This window comes from Auritidibacter sp. NML120636 (genome assembly GCF_003185945.1).
Lineage (GTDB): Bacteria > Actinomycetota > Actinomycetes > Actinomycetales > Micrococcaceae > Auritidibacter > Auritidibacter ignavus.
The window spans coordinates 290,743-307,490 of the sequence record NZ_QHLO01000001.1; the positions used below are offsets into that span (position 1 = coordinate 290,743).

The window sequence follows — 16,748 nt, forward strand, 5'->3', positions numbered from 1 at the left end:
CTCGTGTTCGGCAGAGATGCCGGCAACACAACTCAATAGTGGGGTATGGTGTAATTGGCAACACAACGGTTTCTGGTACCGTCATTCTAGGTTCGAGTCCTGGTACCCCAGCTGAACCCGTCTCGACGGGTTTTGGCCCCATCGTATAGCGGCCTAGTACGCCGCCCTCTCACGGCGGTAACGCGGGTTCGAATCCCGCTGGGGTCACAGTCGAGGAACCTCCGGTGGCACCACCGGAGGTTTTTTCGTTCTCGCCATGTGCAGCTCGACCGATGACCGGCTGACGCGCGAAAGGCCACGATGACCATAGCAGATATCGGTGAAGATGGCATTCTCGACATTCTTCACGCTCGATTCTTTACCAGCTGGGCCGAGGACGAGGTCGGCCCCGGCGATGACGCGGCCGTGATTCACCTTGGTCACCACACGGCACCAGGCGCGGGCCCAGCCCGGATGGTGGTCTGCGCTGACACCATGAACCAGGACCGCAGTTTCCGACTATCGTGGCCCCGTGGGGTCGAGGACAACGGATACTCCACCGGTTGGAAACTGGTCGCCCAGAATCTTTCTGATCTCAACGCCATGGGAGCAATCCCCACCCACCTGGTTATTTCCCTGGCACTGCCCGGATGGCTTCGGGTCCAATGGGTGGAGCAGTTTGCCACCGGAGTGATGGCCAGCCTGCATTATTTGGGGGTGCCGGGAGTCAAAGTCGCCGGGGGAGATTTGACCGCAGGCGCCGAAATTTCAGCCTCGCTCACCGCCCTTGGGGTGCTGGCCACCGAGGCCGTGACACAACGGTCCATTCGCGCTAACCCCACAGTAGCCAGTTCCTACCGGCTGATTCATCGTGGCCACCCCGGCTGGGCAGCTGCTGGGCTGGAGGTCTTGGAGTCCACCACCGAGCTCCCACGGGCACTGTCTCGTGATGCCGCCCGGGCAGTGCGGGCCCAACTCCGGCCCCGTCCGGAGCTGGCCGTGGGACCGGCCGTGGCCCGGCAGGTGGTAGCGATGATGGATGTCTCCGACGGGATCGGTCGCGATGCGCACCGTTTGGCGAAAGCCAACCGGGCGAGGGTACGCGTTGACCCGACATGGGTGCGTCACCGAGCCACCGAGCTGGCGCCGTTGGCACAAGCCCTGACCGGTGAGACCGCGACGGCCGAGCAGTGGGTCCACGGTGGGGGAGAAGACTACGGGTTGCTGGCCGTGATCGGTGAGTACGACCCGATTCCCGACGGCTTCGAAGTCATCGGCACCCTGAGCCCGGCCACCACCGTCGACGGCGAGAGCTGGGCGGCAGCGGAACAGGACCAGGGTCCCGGCTGGGATCATTTCCGGACCAGCTAGGCAGAATAATTCTGGTAGAGGTCAGAGATTCGGTGAGCGGCGGCCACTACCGAGGTGGCGTGTAATTTCCCCGGATGGCGAGTGATGCGATCGACCGGTCCAGACATTGACACAGCAGCCACCACCTTGCCATTGGCCGCCCGAATCGGAGCCGACACCGAACCGAGGCCGTCTTCGCGTTCTGCCACGGTTTGGGCCCACCCCTGGCGGCGCACTTGAGCCAAGGTGCTCGCTGAAAAAACAGCGCCATCCAGACCGGAAACCATTTCATCGTGGTCTTCCCAGGCTAAAAACACCTGAGCTGCCGAGCCGGCCTTCATGGAGAAACGGGAACCGATCGGAATGGTGTCCCGGAACCCGACAGGGCGCTCGGCCGTGGCCACGCACAACCGTAAGTCTCCTTGACGCCGGTACACCTGCGTGGATTCTCCGGTCATCTCGGCCAACCAGCGCAGTGTGTCGGGCGCAACCACAGCCAGAGGATCATCGCCACCCATTGCTGCTGCTAACTCGCCAATCCGGTGGCCCAGCACATAGCGAGAACGCTCGTCCTTGGTGAGCAGGCGATGATGGATCAGCGCGGCAGCAATGCGGTGCAATGTCGGGCGGGGAATACCGGTGGCAGCGACCAGCGTGGTCAGGTCAGCCGGGCCAGATTCCAAAGCTGCCATGATCGTCATCGCTTTGTCGATGACGCCAACTCCCGACGGGGGGATCTCAGATTTATCGCTCATCACGACAGATTCTACGGGCACCTCGGTGTGTATCTCAATAAATGAGATGGGAACGTGGAGAGGTTGGAATTTCTCGCCGGTGGTGCCAGTCTGAGGGCAAGTTATCGGTGGTCATCGCCAGTCGCGATTCACCTCGAGCATCAAGGAGCAGGGAACCATGACCGAGAACGCGCCTCGGACGTTAGCGGAGAAGGTCTGGCAGGACCATGTGGTCGTGCCCGGCGAAACGCAGGGCGATGTGCAGACCCCGGACCTGCTTTATATCGACCTCCACATGATTCATGAGGTCACCTCCCCACAGGCCTTCGAAGGGTTGCGCATGGCCAACCGCGCGGTGCGCCGGCCCGATCTGACTATTGGCACCGAAGATCACAATGTGCCCACCCGGGATATCAACGCCATGATCCAGGAGCCCACCTCCCGGCTTCAGGTCAGTACCCTGCGTGATAATGTGCAGGATTTCGGCATCCGTTTGCACTCGCTGGGGGATGACGACCAAGGCATTGTTCACGTGGTGGGACCCCAGCTGGGCTTGACCCAGCCGGGTATGACGGTGGTGTGTGGTGACTCCCACACCTCGACCCACGGTGCGATGGGGGCGCTGGCTTTTGGTATCGGCACCTCGGAGGTCGAACACGTCATGGCCACCCAGACCCTGTCAATGCAACCATTTAAAACCATGGCCATCAATGTTGAAGGCACCTTGCGGCCCGGGGTGTCCTCCAAAGACATTATTCTGGCGGTCATCGCCAAGATCGGCACCGGAGGGGGAGCCGGGTATGTGCTGGAATACCGCGGATCGGCCATTCGGTCGCTATCCATGGAAGCCCGGATGACCATCTGCAACATGTCCATCGAGGCCGGAGCCCGAGCCGGGATGATCGCCCCCGATGAGACCACTTTCAGGTATCTCAAGGGTCGTCCACACGCTCCGCAGGGGCACCAGTGGGATGAGGCGATGGCCTATTGGCAGACATTGCACACCGATGAGGGGGCCGTCTTCGATCGGGAGGTCTTCATTGACGCCCATGAACTCGAGCCCTTCGTGACGTGGGGGACCAATCCGGGACAGGGCGTGCCATTGAACGCTGAGGTGCCCGATCCCGACTCCTTTGATGACCCGGTCGAGCATGACTCGGCGGTTCGGGCCTTGGAATACATGGACCTCACCCCGGGCACGAAGATGAAGGACATCGCCGTTGACACCGTGTTCCTCGGGTCCTGCACCAATGCCCGAATTGAAGATTTGCGTGCAGCGGCCCAGATCATCCAGGGACAGCGCAAAGCCGAGAACGTCACGATGCTGGTGGTACCCGGCTCGATGCAGGTCCGCCTGCAAGCCGAAGCCGAAGGATTGGACCAGATCTTCCGAGATTTCGGAGCCGAATGGCGATTTGCTGGATGCTCGATGTGTTTGGGGATGAACCCTGACCAGCTTGCCCCCGGAGAACGTTGCGCTTCAACCTCGAATCGCAACTTTGAGGGGAGACAAGGTCGGGGCGGACGCACGCACCTGGTGTCTCCGGTGGTGGCCGCTGCCACCGCAGTGCGTGGCACCTTGTCATCACCGGCAGATTTAGGACTGGCCCCGCCCGTGATGGCTACCACACCGGCCGGCGAGACCGCGGCTGAATAGCGGGAACAGAGAGGACAGCTCATGGAAAAGTTTGTGACCCACACCGGGGTCGGCGTGCCGCTGAAGGCCTCCAACGTCGATACCGATCAAATCCTGCCGGCCATGTATCTGAAACGAATCAGTAAGACCGGTTTCGACGACGCGCTGTTTGAACGGTGGCGCCAGGACGAGGACTTCGTACTCAACCAGCCTGCCTACAGCCACGGCAGTGTGCTGGTGGCCGGACCGGATTTCGGGACCGGTTCCTCCCGCGAGCACGCCGTCTGGGCACTGCGGGACTACGGATTTAAAGTGATCCTCTCGGCGCGTTTCGGCGATATTTTCCGCTCCAACGCCGGCAAACAAGGTCTGGTGGCTGGTGTTGTGAACCACAGTGATGTTGAGTTGATCTGGAAAGAGCTGGAGAATCATCCGGGCACTGCCGTCAGCGTGGATTTGGCACACCGGGTGGTCTCTTGCGGGGGGCTAACGACACACTTCGACATAGACGACTACACGCGGTGGAGGCTCATGGAGGGGCTGGACGACATTGGCATTACTCTGCGCCACGAAAAGGCTATCGCCGATTTTGAAAAACGTCGCCCCGGGTTTAAACCCACCACGCTCCCGGCGAAGCGCTCATCGTTTCGGTCATGATCACTTAGACTAGTTTTCGGACCACATAACAGTTTTTCCCATACAAGCCATGGTGACGTCCCGCCGTCACGATGACAGGTGGCCGCAGCGGTGGGATCTTGGAGGATTTAGACGTAGATGTCGAAGCTACTAACAATCAATGGGGGCAAGCCCCTGACAGGAACAGTTTCGGTACGCGGTGCAAAGAACCTGGTGCCCAAAGCCATGGTCGCTGCACTGTTGGGGTCTAAACCATCCATTATCCGCAACGTCCCGGAAATTAAGGACGTCGAGATCGTGATCGGGCTGTTGAAGCTCCATGGTGTTGTCGTGGAGTGGAATAAAGAGTCCGGCGAAGTCTACCTCAACCCCTCTGATACCACCACCGCAGCCAATTCGGAGATCGATGCGTTCGCCGGTGATTCCCGGATTCCGATCCTATTCTGCGGCCCCTTGATGCACTCGGTCGGTGAAGCCTTTATCCCGGATCTGGGCGGGTGCCAGATCGGTGATCGTCCCATTGACTTTCATCTCACCGTGCTACGGAGTTTCGGCGCCGTGGTGGATAAATTACCCTCGGGTATTCATATCCGGGCCCCCAAAGGCCTCAAAGGCGCCAAGCTGGAACTGCCGTACCCCTCAGTCGGAGCCACCGAGCAGGTATTGCTCACCGCGGTGAAAGCTGAAGGGATCACCGAGCTCAAGGGCGCTGCCGTGGAACCAGAGATTCACGATCTGATTCACGTCCTACAGAAGATGGGCGCGATTATTACCGTCCAAACCGACCGCACCATCCGGATTGAAGGGGTTTCGGAACTGGGCGGTTATAACCACTTTGCCATCTATGACCGCAATGAGGCCGCTTCCTGGGCCTCGGCTGCCCTGGTGACCACCGGCGACATTTTCGTCGAAGGCGCCATGCAACGCGATTTGACCGCGTTCTTGAACGTCTACCGCAAAATCGGAGGTGAATTTGAGGTCAGCGACACCGGCATTCGGTTTTGGCGCAACGGCGGAGATCTCAAGCCGTTGGTGCTGGAAACCGATGTGCACCCAGGGTTTATGACCGACTGGCAACAACCTTTGGTCGTGGCCCTGACCCAAGCCTCCGGCGTGTCCATTGTGCACGAGACCGTCTACGAAAACCGTTTCGGATTCACTGACGCGCTGGTGCGGATGGGCGCCTCGATTCAGTTGCACCGAGAGTGCTTGGGTTCAGTGCCCTGCCGTTTCGGGCAACGCAACTTCTTACACTCTGCGGTGATCTCGGGCCCCACCCAGTTGCACGGTGCGAAGTTCGATATTCCAGATCTCCGTGGCGGATTCTCTCACCTGCTCGCCGCCCTCGCAGCCCAGGGCACCTCGCAGGCCACCGGGCTAGAAATCATCAACCGCGGTTATGAGAAATTCATGACCAAGTTGGATGGTCTCGGCGCCGATGTTGAGTTGTCGAGCACGGAAGACCGAGTCTCAGCGTGAGTGAACCGTTTGCAGAGCGGCTACAGTTCGCCGTGGCCGCCAATATCGTGCGCCCGCTGGTGAATATGGCCTACGGCAAGAAATGGACCGGGACCGATAACCTTCCGGATGGTGGCTGTATTGTCGTCGCCAACCATATCTCGCAGATTGACCCGGTGGCCCTGGGGCACATGCTGTATAACCACGGCAAGCTACCGCACTTCATGGCCAAGAAAGAACTGTTTGGGATCCCTGGGCTGAAAACTGCGCTGAATGGGTTGAAACAGATTCCGGTCGACCGCGGTGGTCGCGGGCAAGAATCTCTGCGGGTGGCGTCCGAAGTCATTGGCGAAGGGGGCGTGGTGATCATCTATCCCGAGGGGACGATTACCACGGACCCGGATTATTGGCCGATGCAGGGCAAAACCGGGGTGGCACGTTTGGCGTTGAAGACCGGTGCTCCGGTGGTGCCGGTGGGTCAATGGGGACTGCACAGGATGTTGCCGAAACGGGCCACCAAGCCGAAAATGTGGCCGCGCACCATCCACCAGATCAACGTCGGAAAACCCCTGGACCTCTCCGACCTGCGCGATACGACACTGAATAGCACTGTGTTGCATGACACCACCTGGCGGATGATGACGGCCGTGACCGACCTGGTCGCGCCACTTCGCGGGAAGAACCCGCCGACAAACCAGCTGTGGAACCCCTCCAGGCAACGCTATGAAGGTCCGGATCAGGCGCTCAAGCACGCGCGAGCACCGCGCCCCAGGAACGGACCGGCACCGCAGCACTCAGAAAGGCGAACCGATGACGGCTGATACCGCACGTTTGCACCCCCTTCGGTCCACCCAGGCAGTCACGGTTGCCATTTTGGGCTCAGGCTCGTGGGGGACAACCTTTGCGAAAGTTCTCGCCGATGCTGCCGAAGAGCGGGGTGAAGAGGTTACCGTCCGGCTCTGGGCGCGTCGTCAGGAAGTCGCCGACGATATCAACCTCTCCCACCGCAATAGCCAATACCTCTCCGATATTGTGCTTCCTGCATCCATTACCGCCACCACCGACGCCGTCGAGGCAGTCAGGACCGCCGACCTGGTGGTCCTAGCTGTTCCGGCGCAGCAGGTGCGCGGTGTGCTTTCTGACCTCACCGAGAACATCGGGTCCGAGACCGTGATCGTCTCTTTGGTCAAGGGCCTGGAACGGGATAGCCAATCGTCGATGTGGGAACTGTGTCAGTCCGAACTACAGCTTGGACCCGAACGCTTTGTCGTGGTCTCCGGCCCGAACCTGGCTATGGAAATCGCCCATGAAGAACCCACCGCCACCGTGGTGGCCTGTCGTGAAGAATCGGTCGCCGACTGGGTGGTGGCGTTGTGTAATTCCAAATACTTCCGGCCCTATCGCAATACTGACGTCACCGGTGTCGAAATTGGTGGCGTGGTCAAAAATATTATCGCCCTGGCGGTGGGGCTCTGCGATGGCCAGGGGCTGGGAGATAACTCCAAAGCATCCATTATTACGCGCGGACTGACCGAAACCACCCGCCTGGCCACTGCCGTAGGGGGCAACCCCGATACCCTGGCCGGACTGGCCGGGCTCGGTGACCTGGTGGCCACCTGTGCCTCACCGTTGTCCCGCAACCGCACCGCCGGACGACTCTACGGGCAAGGGCTGTCGACCCAAGAAGTCATCGACCGGATGGAGCAAACCGCCGAATCGGTGAAATCCGTGTCTGCGGTGGTGGCCCTGGCCCACTCAGCCGGGGTGGAAATGCCGATTTCTGAGGCGATGAACGCTGTGGTCAACGGCCAGATCAGCATTTCCGATATTTCAACATTACTGCTGGGACGAGATTTGAAACCGGAGGCGCGGTTATGAGCACACCACTGCCTGTCGACACCGCACAGTATTCCACCGGGGAACAACCCCTCAACGTGCTGGTGCTCTTTGGTGGTATTTCACCAGAACATCCGGTCTCCATCGTTTCTGCAGTCGGGGTGCTCAATGCTATGGATCCGCAGAAGTTCCGCCCCATCCCGGTCGGGATCACCTCCCAGGGCTACTGGAATCGACTAGGGACCGCCCACCAGCACGGTGCCCCCTGGAGTGTGGGGACATTAGTCAACGACGACAGCGATGAGACCTCTGCCGGCCAATCGGCCCTGGGCTCCCGGTTGCCTCGGGTGCCCGAACCCGATCAGCCGGTGCACCTGGTGGCCGGGGATCCGGTTACCTTGCGCAACGACGACGGCGAGGTGCTGGAACACGTCGATATTGTCTTCCCGCTGTTGCACGGACCCGGGGGAGAGGACGGTAGCCTGCAGGGCTACTGTGAGACTGTCGGGGTGCCCTATGTCGGTACCGGCGTGTTGTCTTCGGCGGTGGGTATGGATAAGCACTTCATGAAGATTGCCTTCGTTCATGCCGGGTTGGACGTCGGTGACTGGGTCACTATCACCGAACGCCAATGGCAGACCGAGCGTGAGGCGGTGCTACAACGAGTGGGTCGGCTCCCGCTACCGGTATTCGTCAAACCCGCCCGCGGTGGTTCCTCGCTGGGGATTTCCCGCGTGGACGCACCCGAGCAGCTGGAACCAGCAATCCAACAGGCTCGCACCTTTGACACCAAGGTACTGGTCGAGGTTGGCATCGACGGTCGCGAAATCGAATGCGCGGTGCTGGATCTGGGGCCAGACAAAGGATCAATTGCCTCCTATCCCGGCGAAATCTCAGTGGTGGGCGATGACGAACACCTGCCGTTTTATGATTTCTCCGCCAAATACCAAGACCAATCCGCCGCGCAACTGCAGTGTCCGGCCGACCTCAGCGATGAGGCTATCCGCGAGATCCGTCAGCTTGCGGTGCGCGGTTTTGATGCCGTCGATGCCCGCGGGCTCTCCCGGGTGGATTTCTTCTACACCCACGACGGGCACTTTGTGATCAACGAGATCAACACCATGCCCGGTTTCACTCCCATCTCGATGTATCCGCAAATGTGGGAACACTCGGGAGTGAACTACTCCAGCCTGATCGAGCACCTGATCACCCACGGCCTGAACCTTGGACGCCGCGGTCACTGACGGCGCAGGGCTAGGCAGGAAGGGGACGAACACCGTCGGCACTGGTGGCCGCTACTGGTTACTGCTGTTCCAGCGGGCTGGTCTCGGGTATTGGTTCCACGGTCTCCACATCCGAGGTGGTGCATTGCCCGAAGGACTCAACGCGTGAGACCGCATCGGCCAGGTCCACCATGACCGAGGAGGAGGCCACCGCATCGGCGGTGAAGACTACCTCCATGGCCGGGTCCCGCCCGTAGGTGGTCAGACGCCAGGCTTGGTCTTCTTCTTGGGTAATCCAATCGACGCCGTTGGCTTCCACACAATGTTCGGTGGTGGGGCCGGGGACCGGCACACCACACCGAAAGATCACAGTGGCGGGGTCTCCCCAGGCGGCAGTTGATTGGGAGTCAGTCCGACGACGTTCCTGGCCGGCAACTTCATCGGGCAGCGCCACCATGGCTTCAGCGCATTCCGGGTTGGTGGCATCCTCGGCCACCTCAATACCGGCCACCGTGGCACTGCACCCGGTAGCAACAACGCTCAGCGCACCGGCGAGCAAGCCCCACATCGCAACGCGATGTCGCAGGTGATGATCATGACCAAACATAATCTCCAGCGTATGCCACGAGTGGACCATTCCAGCCAATATTGAGTGTTCGCATAGCAATTAGGCCCATGAATCGATAGGGTAAAGACGCATGGAATCGCCGGAGAAAGACCGGGCCGATGACCAGCGCTGAGCGATGTTGTCACCACGAACGGAATCAGGGCATGAGCACAGAGAGTTTCACCACGCAGGTGCAGACGACGTCTCATGCCATCCGTGACGTATTGCGCTGGCTCAAACTCTCTGAATCAGCCCTGGGTAACGCCAGTGATCGGCTGAACGCCATTAATATTTTTCCCGTCGCCGATGGGGATACCGGCTCCAATATGTATGCCACCATCTCCGCCTCCCGGGTAGCGTTGATGGCCCATGTGGAAAGCCTCAGCGACGACCAGCAAGCCACCATGACCGTCGGTGACTGCCTGGGCGTGGCCGGACGGGCCGCCTTGGATCATGCCCACGGCAATTCTGGCACGCTGATTGCGGTGATTATCAATGCGATGGCCCCACCTCTGGACGGTGCCAGCCGACTGAGCGCACCGTTATTCCTTGCCGGCCTCCAACGAGCCCGCACCGCTGCGTGGGCCGCGTTATCAGACCCTCAAGAAGGCACCATGCTCTCGGTCCTCGAGGCCGCCACCCAGGCCGCACAGACCGGTCTGCAGGAACTGAACTATGCCGAAGAGGACCGCCGGCATTCTCGCAAAACCCTGGAAGTCGTGGTCAACAGCGTGGTTGAGGCAGCCTGGCGATCGGCCGTGGAGACCGAGCACCAGCTCCATGAACTCACCAAAGCTCACGTGGTAGATGCCGGAGGAATGGGACTGCTACTGGTCCTGGACGCGTTACGCGCCTCCGTGCGAGGCCAGCGCCTCGACCCCGATATCTTAGACTCGCTCAATGGTTTCCACCCGCAATACCCACACGTGCACCAAGACATGGACGTCGAGGAAGGCTTCGAAGTGATGTGCTCGCTGGAGCTAACCCCCCTGGATGCAGCGACCTTGCGCTTTGGTCTGGATGAGATCGGCGACTCGGTGATCATGTCGCCGATGACCATGTCCGAAGACCAAGCCGGCACCGTGCGCTGGCGGCTACACGTCCACGTCCCAGAATCGGAACAGGCCCTGGACCTCATCCGGAGAGTGGGAGAGCCCGAAAACCTCACCATCACCGCACTGCACGAGATCGACGACGAACACTGTCACACCCATGACGACCACCAGCATTAACCACCCGCTCCACCTGGGACTGGATCGACTGCTGGGCCCCCAGACCGCCGGCCGGATCGCGACCGAACTGAACATTACCACCACCGGGGCCCTGCTGGATTACTTTCCGCGCCGCTGGATCGAACGTGGTGAACTGACCCCCATTTCCTCGTTGCCGGTCGGGGAACACGTCACCGTCGTGGCCAAAGTCCTGTCGGTGACCAAACGCCAGATGCGCTCGCGCAAAGGCTTCATTGTCGAGGTGGTGGTCACCGACCAAGCCGATGATTCGATGATGTCGATGGCATTTTTCAATGGCTGGGACGCGCTGAAACGCCTCAGCGCTGGAGCGCACGCTATCTTCCACGGCAAAACCAGCCTGTACCGCCACCAGCTGACCCTGAATAACCCGGAATTCTCAATCCTGTCGACCGGCTACGAGGATGTGGACACCGCCAACGCGACCCTCACCGCCGCCGATTTAGCCCCGGTGCCGGTCTATCCCGCCACGGCCAAGCTACCGACCTGGACGATTCGCACCTGCATCGAGATGGTGTTGGACGCCATCAATTGGGATGTCATCGAAGATCCTGTTCCCGCCGAGTTGCTGGTGACCCAAGGCAACCTGCCCCACCTGGGGGAGGCGTACACCATGATTCATCGGCCCGAGACCATCGACGAGGCTCACCGCGCCCGTCGCCGGTTTGCGCTCCAAGAAGCGGTCATCCTCCAAACCCTGCTGGCCCAACGTCGGACCGCATACGGCACCGACCGGACGGCAACCGCCTACCCGGTGCGTAAGCACGGAATCCGGACCGCATTGGATGAGCACCTGCCGTTTAGCCTCACTGCCGGACAGCGCGAAGCCGGCGACCAGCTAGCCGCCGAGCTGAACTCCACCACCGCCATGTCGCGTCTGCTCCAAGGCGAAGTCGGCTCGGGGAAAACCCTGGTGGCTCTGCGGGCCATGGCCCAGGTGGTGGACTCGGGAGCCCAAGCCGTGCTAGTGGCCCCAACCGAGGTGTTGGCCACCCAGCACTATCAATCCATCACGACGACGCTGGGCCCGCTGGCCACCGCCGGGCAATTGAGCTCCTACACCGGCCCAGCTACCGAAGTTGTCCTGTTGACCGGGTCGATGACGACCGCGCAGACAAAACAGGCGTTGCTCAAGATCGCCTCCGGCCAAGCCGGCATCGTGATTGGCACCCACGCACTGTTTTCTGACCAGGTCTCCTTTGCTGAGCTGGGACTGATTGTCATCGATGAGCAACACCGCTTCGGAGTAGACCAGCGCGAGACGTTGCGTGAAGACCACCCCGGGGCCCACATGCTGGTCATGACCGCCACGCCCATCCCACGCTCGGTGGCGATGACCGTCTTCGGTGATCTGAACATCACGTTGCTCCACGGATTACCCTCGGGCCGGCAACCGGTTGAAACTCATGTGGCACGGATGGCCCACGGCCCTCAGATTATTGGCAGAGTCTGGGAAATTATCGCCGAAGAGGTCGCTGCCGGACATCAAGCCTTTATCGTCTGCCCCAAAATCGATCCGCCGGACCCCGCCGAGCAACCAGCCAGTACGGAACTGGCCGACCCCGCACATGCGGCCAGTGTGACCGAGATGGTGCACAAGCTTCCGCAGGTCTCGGTCTTTGACCGCCAGCAGGTGCGCTTCGGTATGGTGCACGGCCGACAGGACGCCGACACCCAGCGAGCGGTGATGCAACAGCTGGTCGCCGGGGAGATTGACGTGCTGGTCTCGACTACCGTGATTGAAGTCGGGGTTGACATTCCCAACGCCACGGTCATGGCCATCCTTGATGCCGAGTCCTTCGGACTCTCCACCCTGCACCAACTCCGCGGACGGGTGGGACGTGGTCGCGCTGCCGCCCGGTGTTTTTTGGCAACCCGATTGCCGGATCACCATCCCTCCCTGGATCGGCTCGCGGTGCTGGCCGAAACCCAAGACGGTTTCGAGATCGCCCGGGCCGATGTCGAACAACGTGGCGAAGGCGATGTCCTTGGAGCAAGCCAACACGGCTACTCCTCTCGCCTGCGCGTGTTGCGGGTGATCCGTGACGAGGACTTGATCGTGGCCGCTAACAACTGGATTGCCCCCACCCTGGAGCGTGACCCCACTCTGGAACACCACCCGGCCTTGGCACACGCGGTAGACGTCTGGGATGATGAGCACGCCGAGGGATCGGCGTACCTGGTCAAGAACTAGCCACCGTCACCGGGGAGGAGCCACCTGTGAACCGAATTATCGCCGGGGCCGCCGGCGGGTTGCGTCTGAAAACCCTGGCCGGTGACCACACCCGCCCCAGCGCCGCCCGGACCAAAGAAGCGGTGTTCTCCTGGTTGGAGACCAAAGGTTGGTTGGACAACACCCGGGTCTTGGACCTGTTTGCTGGCTCAGGTGCTTTGGGTGCCGAAGCTGCCTCCCGGGGAGCCCAACAGGTCATCTCGGTTGACAACCACCGCCAGGCTGTCGCCGTGGCACGAGACAATGCCCAAGCCGTCAACCGGGCCTTGGGTGGGTCCCGGAAGGTCATCACGGTGCGTCAGGCCACCGTGGAAAAATTCTTGCCCTTGCTAGCCACCCGGCTGGCGGGGGAGAAGAACGCGCACGGAGATTTTGACCTGGCCCTAGCCGACCCGCCGTACCCGATCGAAGGCGAGAAGCTCGATCAGGTGCTGGCTCTGATCTTTCCGGCCCTGGTGGTCGACGGACTGCTGGTCTTGGAACGGTCGGCGCGCTCGCAGCCCCCGCGCTTTCCGGCCGCCACCGAGATCATCGACACCAGAACCTACGGAGAATCGGCGGTGTTCTACGTGCGAAAAGTACCCCGGGACTAGCGATCGACCACCAGACTATCGCCGCGTCACCGGCCATCAGGCAGGCGTTCGAGCCGCTGTAGCGCCTGGTCCATCACCGTTGGAGACTTGCAGAAGGCCAGCCGCATCCAAGACCCGAACCGCTTGAGCGCGTTGTCGGTGGAACAGAATGACGACACCGGGATGCCAGCAATACCCGGATCCTTGACCAGCTCGCGAGCCGCGGTGGCTGCATCGGTGACACCCAGCGGAGCCAGATCGACCACCACAAAATAGCCGGCATCCGGTACGACCGGATCCAGTCCAGCCGAGCGGAGCGCGGTCACCAACCGGTCGCGTTGGGCACCAAATTCGGCGCGTTGGGATGCGAGGAAGGGATCCAGTCGGTCCGGAGCATCCAGGGCCTCCGCAACGGCCATTTGGTATGCCGGACCCGAAGAATACGTCAGAAACTGTTTGACCGCGCGAATAGCGGAGACCACCGGTGCATCGGCCAACAGCCACCCGACCTTCCAGCCGGTCAACGAGAGCATTTTTCCTGCAGACGACACGGTGATGATTTTGGAGTATCCCTGGGCACCGTGGGCGTAGATAGCAGCCGAGCGGTGTTCACCGGTGTACATCAGCGTTTCGTAGACCTCATCGGAGAGCAACCACACATTGTGCCGGGCACAGATCTCCACGATCTGCGCCAGCGTGGCGGCATCGACTGAGCGACCTGACGGGTTATGCGGCGTATTGAGGATGACCATCCGTGTCGCATCGGTGATGGCCTGTTCTAATGCCTCTGGGCTGGGCTGAAAATCGGGGGCGTGCAGGGGAACCGGAACATCGCGGGCTCCCGCCAGACCGATGATGGCGCCGTAGGAGTCATATGAGGGCTCAAAGGTGATGACTTCGTCTCCGGGGTTCACGAAGGCCAGAATGCTAGCGGCCAGAGCTTCCGTCGCCCCGGTGGTCACCAGAATATTTGAGGCAGGATCCCACTCCACCTCGGTGCTACGACGGTAATAGTTAGCTAGCGCTTGCCGTAATGACTCAAACCCGGTACCGGCAGCGTACTGGTTAGCCCCGGGGTAGGTGGCGCTACCTGCGGCGATGATCTCCCCGGCACGGGCGCGGATAAACTCTGGTCCGTCTTGATCAGGGAACCCTTGCCCCAGATTGACCGCCTCATACTCACGTGCGGCCGTGGTCATCTCCTCAAAGATCGTGGGAGCCGGTACACCGTCGGTGAGTAAGCCGGCACCGGTAGCTACGGCTTGCCATGGGCCGGGAGGAAATTCGGTGACGCTGGATTGCGGGATGACTGTTGGGTCTTGTGCGTTGTCCATAGATCCATAGTAAGTTCGAGATATGCAACGTGCAGTATGCCCCGGCTCCTTTGACCCAGTCCATAAAGGCCATATCGAGATCATTGCGCGCGCAACCTTCATCTTCGACGAGGTTGTCATTGCGGTATCCACCAACCCGCAGAAGAAGTACCTGTTCAGTCTCGAGCAACGTCTGGACATGATTGAGCAAACCGTCTCATCACTCAGCGGTGTCTCGGTGGTGCCGATGGAGACCGGGCTGATCGCCGAGGTCTGCCGCCAGCAAGGGGCGAATGCGCTGGTCAAGGGCATTCGTAATCCCACGGACGTGGAATACGAAACTCCGATGGCGACCTTTAACCGCCACCTTTCCGGGGTAGAAACTGTGTTCCTGCCTGCCGATGCCCGGTACCAGCATGTCTCGTCCACGCTGGTGAAGGAAATCGCCAGTTTGGGTGGAGACATCTCCGAATTTGTTCCCCATGCTGTCGCCCAGGGGCTCTCCGAACAATTCGGTCGCTAAGACGCGACCGAAGCAGTTGATAAGTCCACTGCCTAGCGACCGCGCTTCGAATGCGAGTCACGTCCGCGACGCAGACGCGAGACCACGCCCCTAACCTTTTTCTTCAACAAGGCATAGCGCTTGTCGCGTGCCAATTTTGACTCGAATTGACGCCGTTCCTTGGGATCCAAGGTGTCCAGAAATTGGGAATGAAAGTAGGCCACGACATCTAGTTCGACATCGCGAGTCTTCCCGTAAGTCGCAAACTTGTGCATGCTGGGCCCCGGGGCGGTGTTGACCTCGAGTACTCGGGCAGTGGTGGGGTCGTTGATGTCTGTCACGAGGAGATCAATGCCGGCGACCTCTAACTCAGGAATGCTGTGTGCTGCTTTGACAGCTATCTGCTTGATCCCTGGATGGATGATGTCGGTAATGTCAACGATGCTCGACCCGTACCGAAGCACGATATACGGATTGATGATGACAATCTCGTCTCGGGCCGGGACGGAAGTCTTGCGATAGCCACGAGCCTCGAGGAATTTCCACCGTGCCGTGGCAGGGTTTCTCTTCCAATAGGCGTGGTTCTTCAAGCGCTGTCGAGACGCCTTTATGAGCTCGACGAGGTTGGACTTCCCGTCGCCGACCACGAACGGCTGAAGCCGTGCCGCGGCGGCCACCACAGTATCTCCGGTCACGTAGGCGCGCACATCCATACCTGCAACGAATTCTTCGACGAGGATCTTTGAGCCTTCACGTGCGTGGGTTAGAGCCTCATTCCAGGCTTTTTCGAGTTGCTCCAGTGTCTCAACTCCAAGGCTCACACCATGTGAGCCGGCGGCATCCGAGGGTTTGACCACAAAGGGACCAGGTGCGCTCTGGATTAACTCACAGGCCCGAGGCATTTCGTCATGATCGAAGGCTTGACCGCGAGGGACCTGAACGCCGTTATTCTCCAGATACTGTCGGGTGAGATCTTTACTGCGACAGATGGCGTTAACACTCTCGGGGTGACGGTACACCAGCGATTTGCGCATCAGAAGCCTGAGGCGGTCGTTGGGTGACATAATGCGACGTTTGGGAAACTTTGAGGTTTCCCCCGGAATGTCTTCGAAGCGCCAGCCCAATGAGATGAATTCATTTTCAATCTGGTCCGGTGCCGGATTGATTTTCTCCAGCGAGTTCACAGAAAGTCCCGGTTCGAGAATCTGAGCTCGGATAAAGTTCTTGACACTCTGGTAGCTCTCGCTCAACTCATCCCTCCATTGAGATGCTGATTGATATCGGACATGGCCGTGCTGGGGTCTCGTAGATCCGCAGGCCCTCGTATAGATCGCCGATACGGCTCCGGAACTGGTACTGCAAGGTGGTTTATTAAAGCCACCGAGTATTCTAACCTCACCAGCGTCGTTGCTCAGCGTT

At 60.4% G+C, this 16,748-nt stretch carries 15 protein-coding genes and 2 tRNA genes; 13 read left to right on the forward strand and 4 right to left on the reverse strand.

Annotated elements, in window-relative coordinates; genetic code table 11:
• Window positions 1-39: 39 nt before the first annotated feature.
• The 3 genes from DCC25_RS01285 (at window position 40) to DCC25_RS01295 (ending at window position 1,350) form a co-directional block, all read left to right on the forward strand.
• Window positions 40-111, forward strand: a tRNA-Gln gene (locus DCC25_RS01285).
• 23 nt (window positions 112-134) lie between these two features.
• Window positions 135-207 (forward strand) — tRNA-Glu (locus DCC25_RS01290).
• A 93-nt stretch (window positions 208-300) separates the two neighbouring features.
• Complete coding sequence (locus DCC25_RS01295; RefSeq protein WP_110100327.1) at window positions 301-1,350, forward strand: thiamine-monophosphate kinase; 1,050 nt, start codon at window positions 301-303, stop codon at window positions 1,348-1,350.
• Here DCC25_RS01295 and DCC25_RS01300 read toward each other — a convergent pair.
• Complete coding sequence (locus tag DCC25_RS01300; protein WP_110100328.1) at window positions 1,347-2,084, reverse strand: IclR family transcriptional regulator; 738 nt, start codon at window positions 2,082-2,084, stop codon at window positions 1,347-1,349. The two genes, DCC25_RS01295 and DCC25_RS01300, sit on opposite strands and share 4 nt — an antisense overlap.
• A gap of 157 nt (window positions 2,085-2,241) precedes the next feature.
• On the opposite strand from DCC25_RS01300, the gene leuC reads away from it, so the two are divergent.
• The 6 genes from leuC to DCC25_RS01330 all read left to right on the forward strand — a co-directional run bounded on the left by leuC (window position 2,242) and on the right by DCC25_RS01330 (window position 8,873).
• Window positions 2,242-3,720: a 3-isopropylmalate dehydratase large subunit gene (leuC, locus tag DCC25_RS01305; protein WP_110100329.1), complete on the forward strand. Its 1,479-nt coding sequence runs from the start codon at window positions 2,242-2,244 to the stop codon at window positions 3,718-3,720.
• 21 nt (window positions 3,721-3,741) lie between these two features.
• Window positions 3,742-4,356, forward strand: a complete 615-nt coding sequence (gene leuD, locus DCC25_RS01310; RefSeq protein WP_110100330.1) for a 3-isopropylmalate dehydratase small subunit — start codon at window positions 3,742-3,744, stop codon at window positions 4,354-4,356.
• Window positions 4,357-4,473: 117 nt separating this feature from the next.
• Window positions 4,474-5,814 carry a UDP-N-acetylglucosamine 1-carboxyvinyltransferase gene (gene murA, locus DCC25_RS01315; RefSeq protein ID WP_110100331.1) on the forward strand — a complete coding sequence of 447 codons (1,341 nt, stop codon included), beginning with the start codon at window positions 4,474-4,476 and terminating at the stop codon, window positions 5,812-5,814.
• Window positions 5,811-6,614: a 1-acyl-sn-glycerol-3-phosphate acyltransferase gene (locus DCC25_RS01320; RefSeq protein WP_233242774.1), complete on the forward strand. Its 804-nt coding sequence runs from the start codon at window positions 5,811-5,813 to the stop codon at window positions 6,612-6,614. Before murA ends, DCC25_RS01320 begins: the two co-directional genes overlap by 4 nt.
• On the forward strand, window positions 6,604-7,671 hold the full coding sequence (locus DCC25_RS01325; RefSeq protein WP_110100332.1) for an NAD(P)H-dependent glycerol-3-phosphate dehydrogenase: 1,068 nt from the start codon (window positions 6,604-6,606) through the stop codon (window positions 7,669-7,671). The genes DCC25_RS01320 and DCC25_RS01325 overlap by 11 nt, the downstream gene beginning before the upstream one ends.
• Window positions 7,668-8,873: a D-alanine--D-alanine ligase family protein gene (locus tag DCC25_RS01330; RefSeq protein ID WP_110100333.1), complete on the forward strand. Its 1,206-nt coding sequence runs from the start codon at window positions 7,668-7,670 to the stop codon at window positions 8,871-8,873. The genes DCC25_RS01325 and DCC25_RS01330 overlap by 4 nt, the downstream gene beginning before the upstream one ends.
• 58 nt (window positions 8,874-8,931) lie before the next feature.
• On the opposite strand, the gene DCC25_RS01335 is transcribed toward DCC25_RS01330, so the two are convergent.
• A complete protein-coding gene (locus tag DCC25_RS01335) occupies window positions 8,932-9,459 on the reverse strand; it encodes a DUF3515 domain-containing protein (protein WP_233242773.1) in 528 nt (175 codons plus the stop codon).
• 164 nt (window positions 9,460-9,623) lie between these two features.
• Between DCC25_RS01335 and DCC25_RS01340 the strand changes: the two genes are divergently transcribed.
• Genes DCC25_RS01340 through DCC25_RS01350 form a run of 3 tightly spaced genes read left to right on the forward strand, consistent with a single transcriptional unit; the run spans window position 9,624 to window position 13,535 of the window.
• Window positions 9,624-10,691, forward strand: a complete 1,068-nt coding sequence (locus tag DCC25_RS01340) for a DAK2 domain-containing protein (RefSeq protein ID WP_110099455.1) — start codon at window positions 9,624-9,626, stop codon at window positions 10,689-10,691.
• A complete protein-coding gene (locus DCC25_RS01345; protein WP_208392077.1) occupies window positions 10,672-12,903 on the forward strand; it encodes an ATP-dependent DNA helicase RecG in 2,232 nt (743 codons plus the stop codon). The genes DCC25_RS01340 and DCC25_RS01345 overlap by 20 nt, the downstream gene beginning before the upstream one ends.
• 26 nt (window positions 12,904-12,929) lie before the next feature.
• Window positions 12,930-13,535: an RsmD family RNA methyltransferase gene (locus tag DCC25_RS01350; protein WP_110100334.1), complete on the forward strand. Its 606-nt coding sequence runs from the start codon at window positions 12,930-12,932 to the stop codon at window positions 13,533-13,535.
• Between the two features lie 26 nt (window positions 13,536-13,561).
• Here DCC25_RS01350 and DCC25_RS01355 read toward each other — a convergent pair whose 3' ends face one another.
• Window positions 13,562-14,848, reverse strand: coding sequence for an aminotransferase class I/II-fold pyridoxal phosphate-dependent enzyme (locus DCC25_RS01355; RefSeq protein ID WP_110100335.1), 1,287 nt, complete (start codon window positions 14,846-14,848; stop codon window positions 13,562-13,564).
• Window positions 14,849-14,870: 22 nt separating this feature from the next.
• Between DCC25_RS01355 and coaD the strand changes: the two genes are divergently transcribed.
• A complete protein-coding gene (coaD, locus tag DCC25_RS01360; protein WP_110100336.1) occupies window positions 14,871-15,350 on the forward strand; it encodes a pantetheine-phosphate adenylyltransferase in 480 nt (159 codons plus the stop codon).
• 32 nt (window positions 15,351-15,382) lie between these two features.
• Here the strand turns inward: coaD and DCC25_RS01365 are convergent, their stop codons facing one another.
• Window positions 15,383-16,579, reverse strand: coding sequence for a hypothetical protein (locus DCC25_RS01365; RefSeq protein ID WP_110100337.1), 1,197 nt, complete (start codon window positions 16,577-16,579; stop codon window positions 15,383-15,385).
• Window positions 16,580-16,748 lie beyond the last annotated feature (169 nt).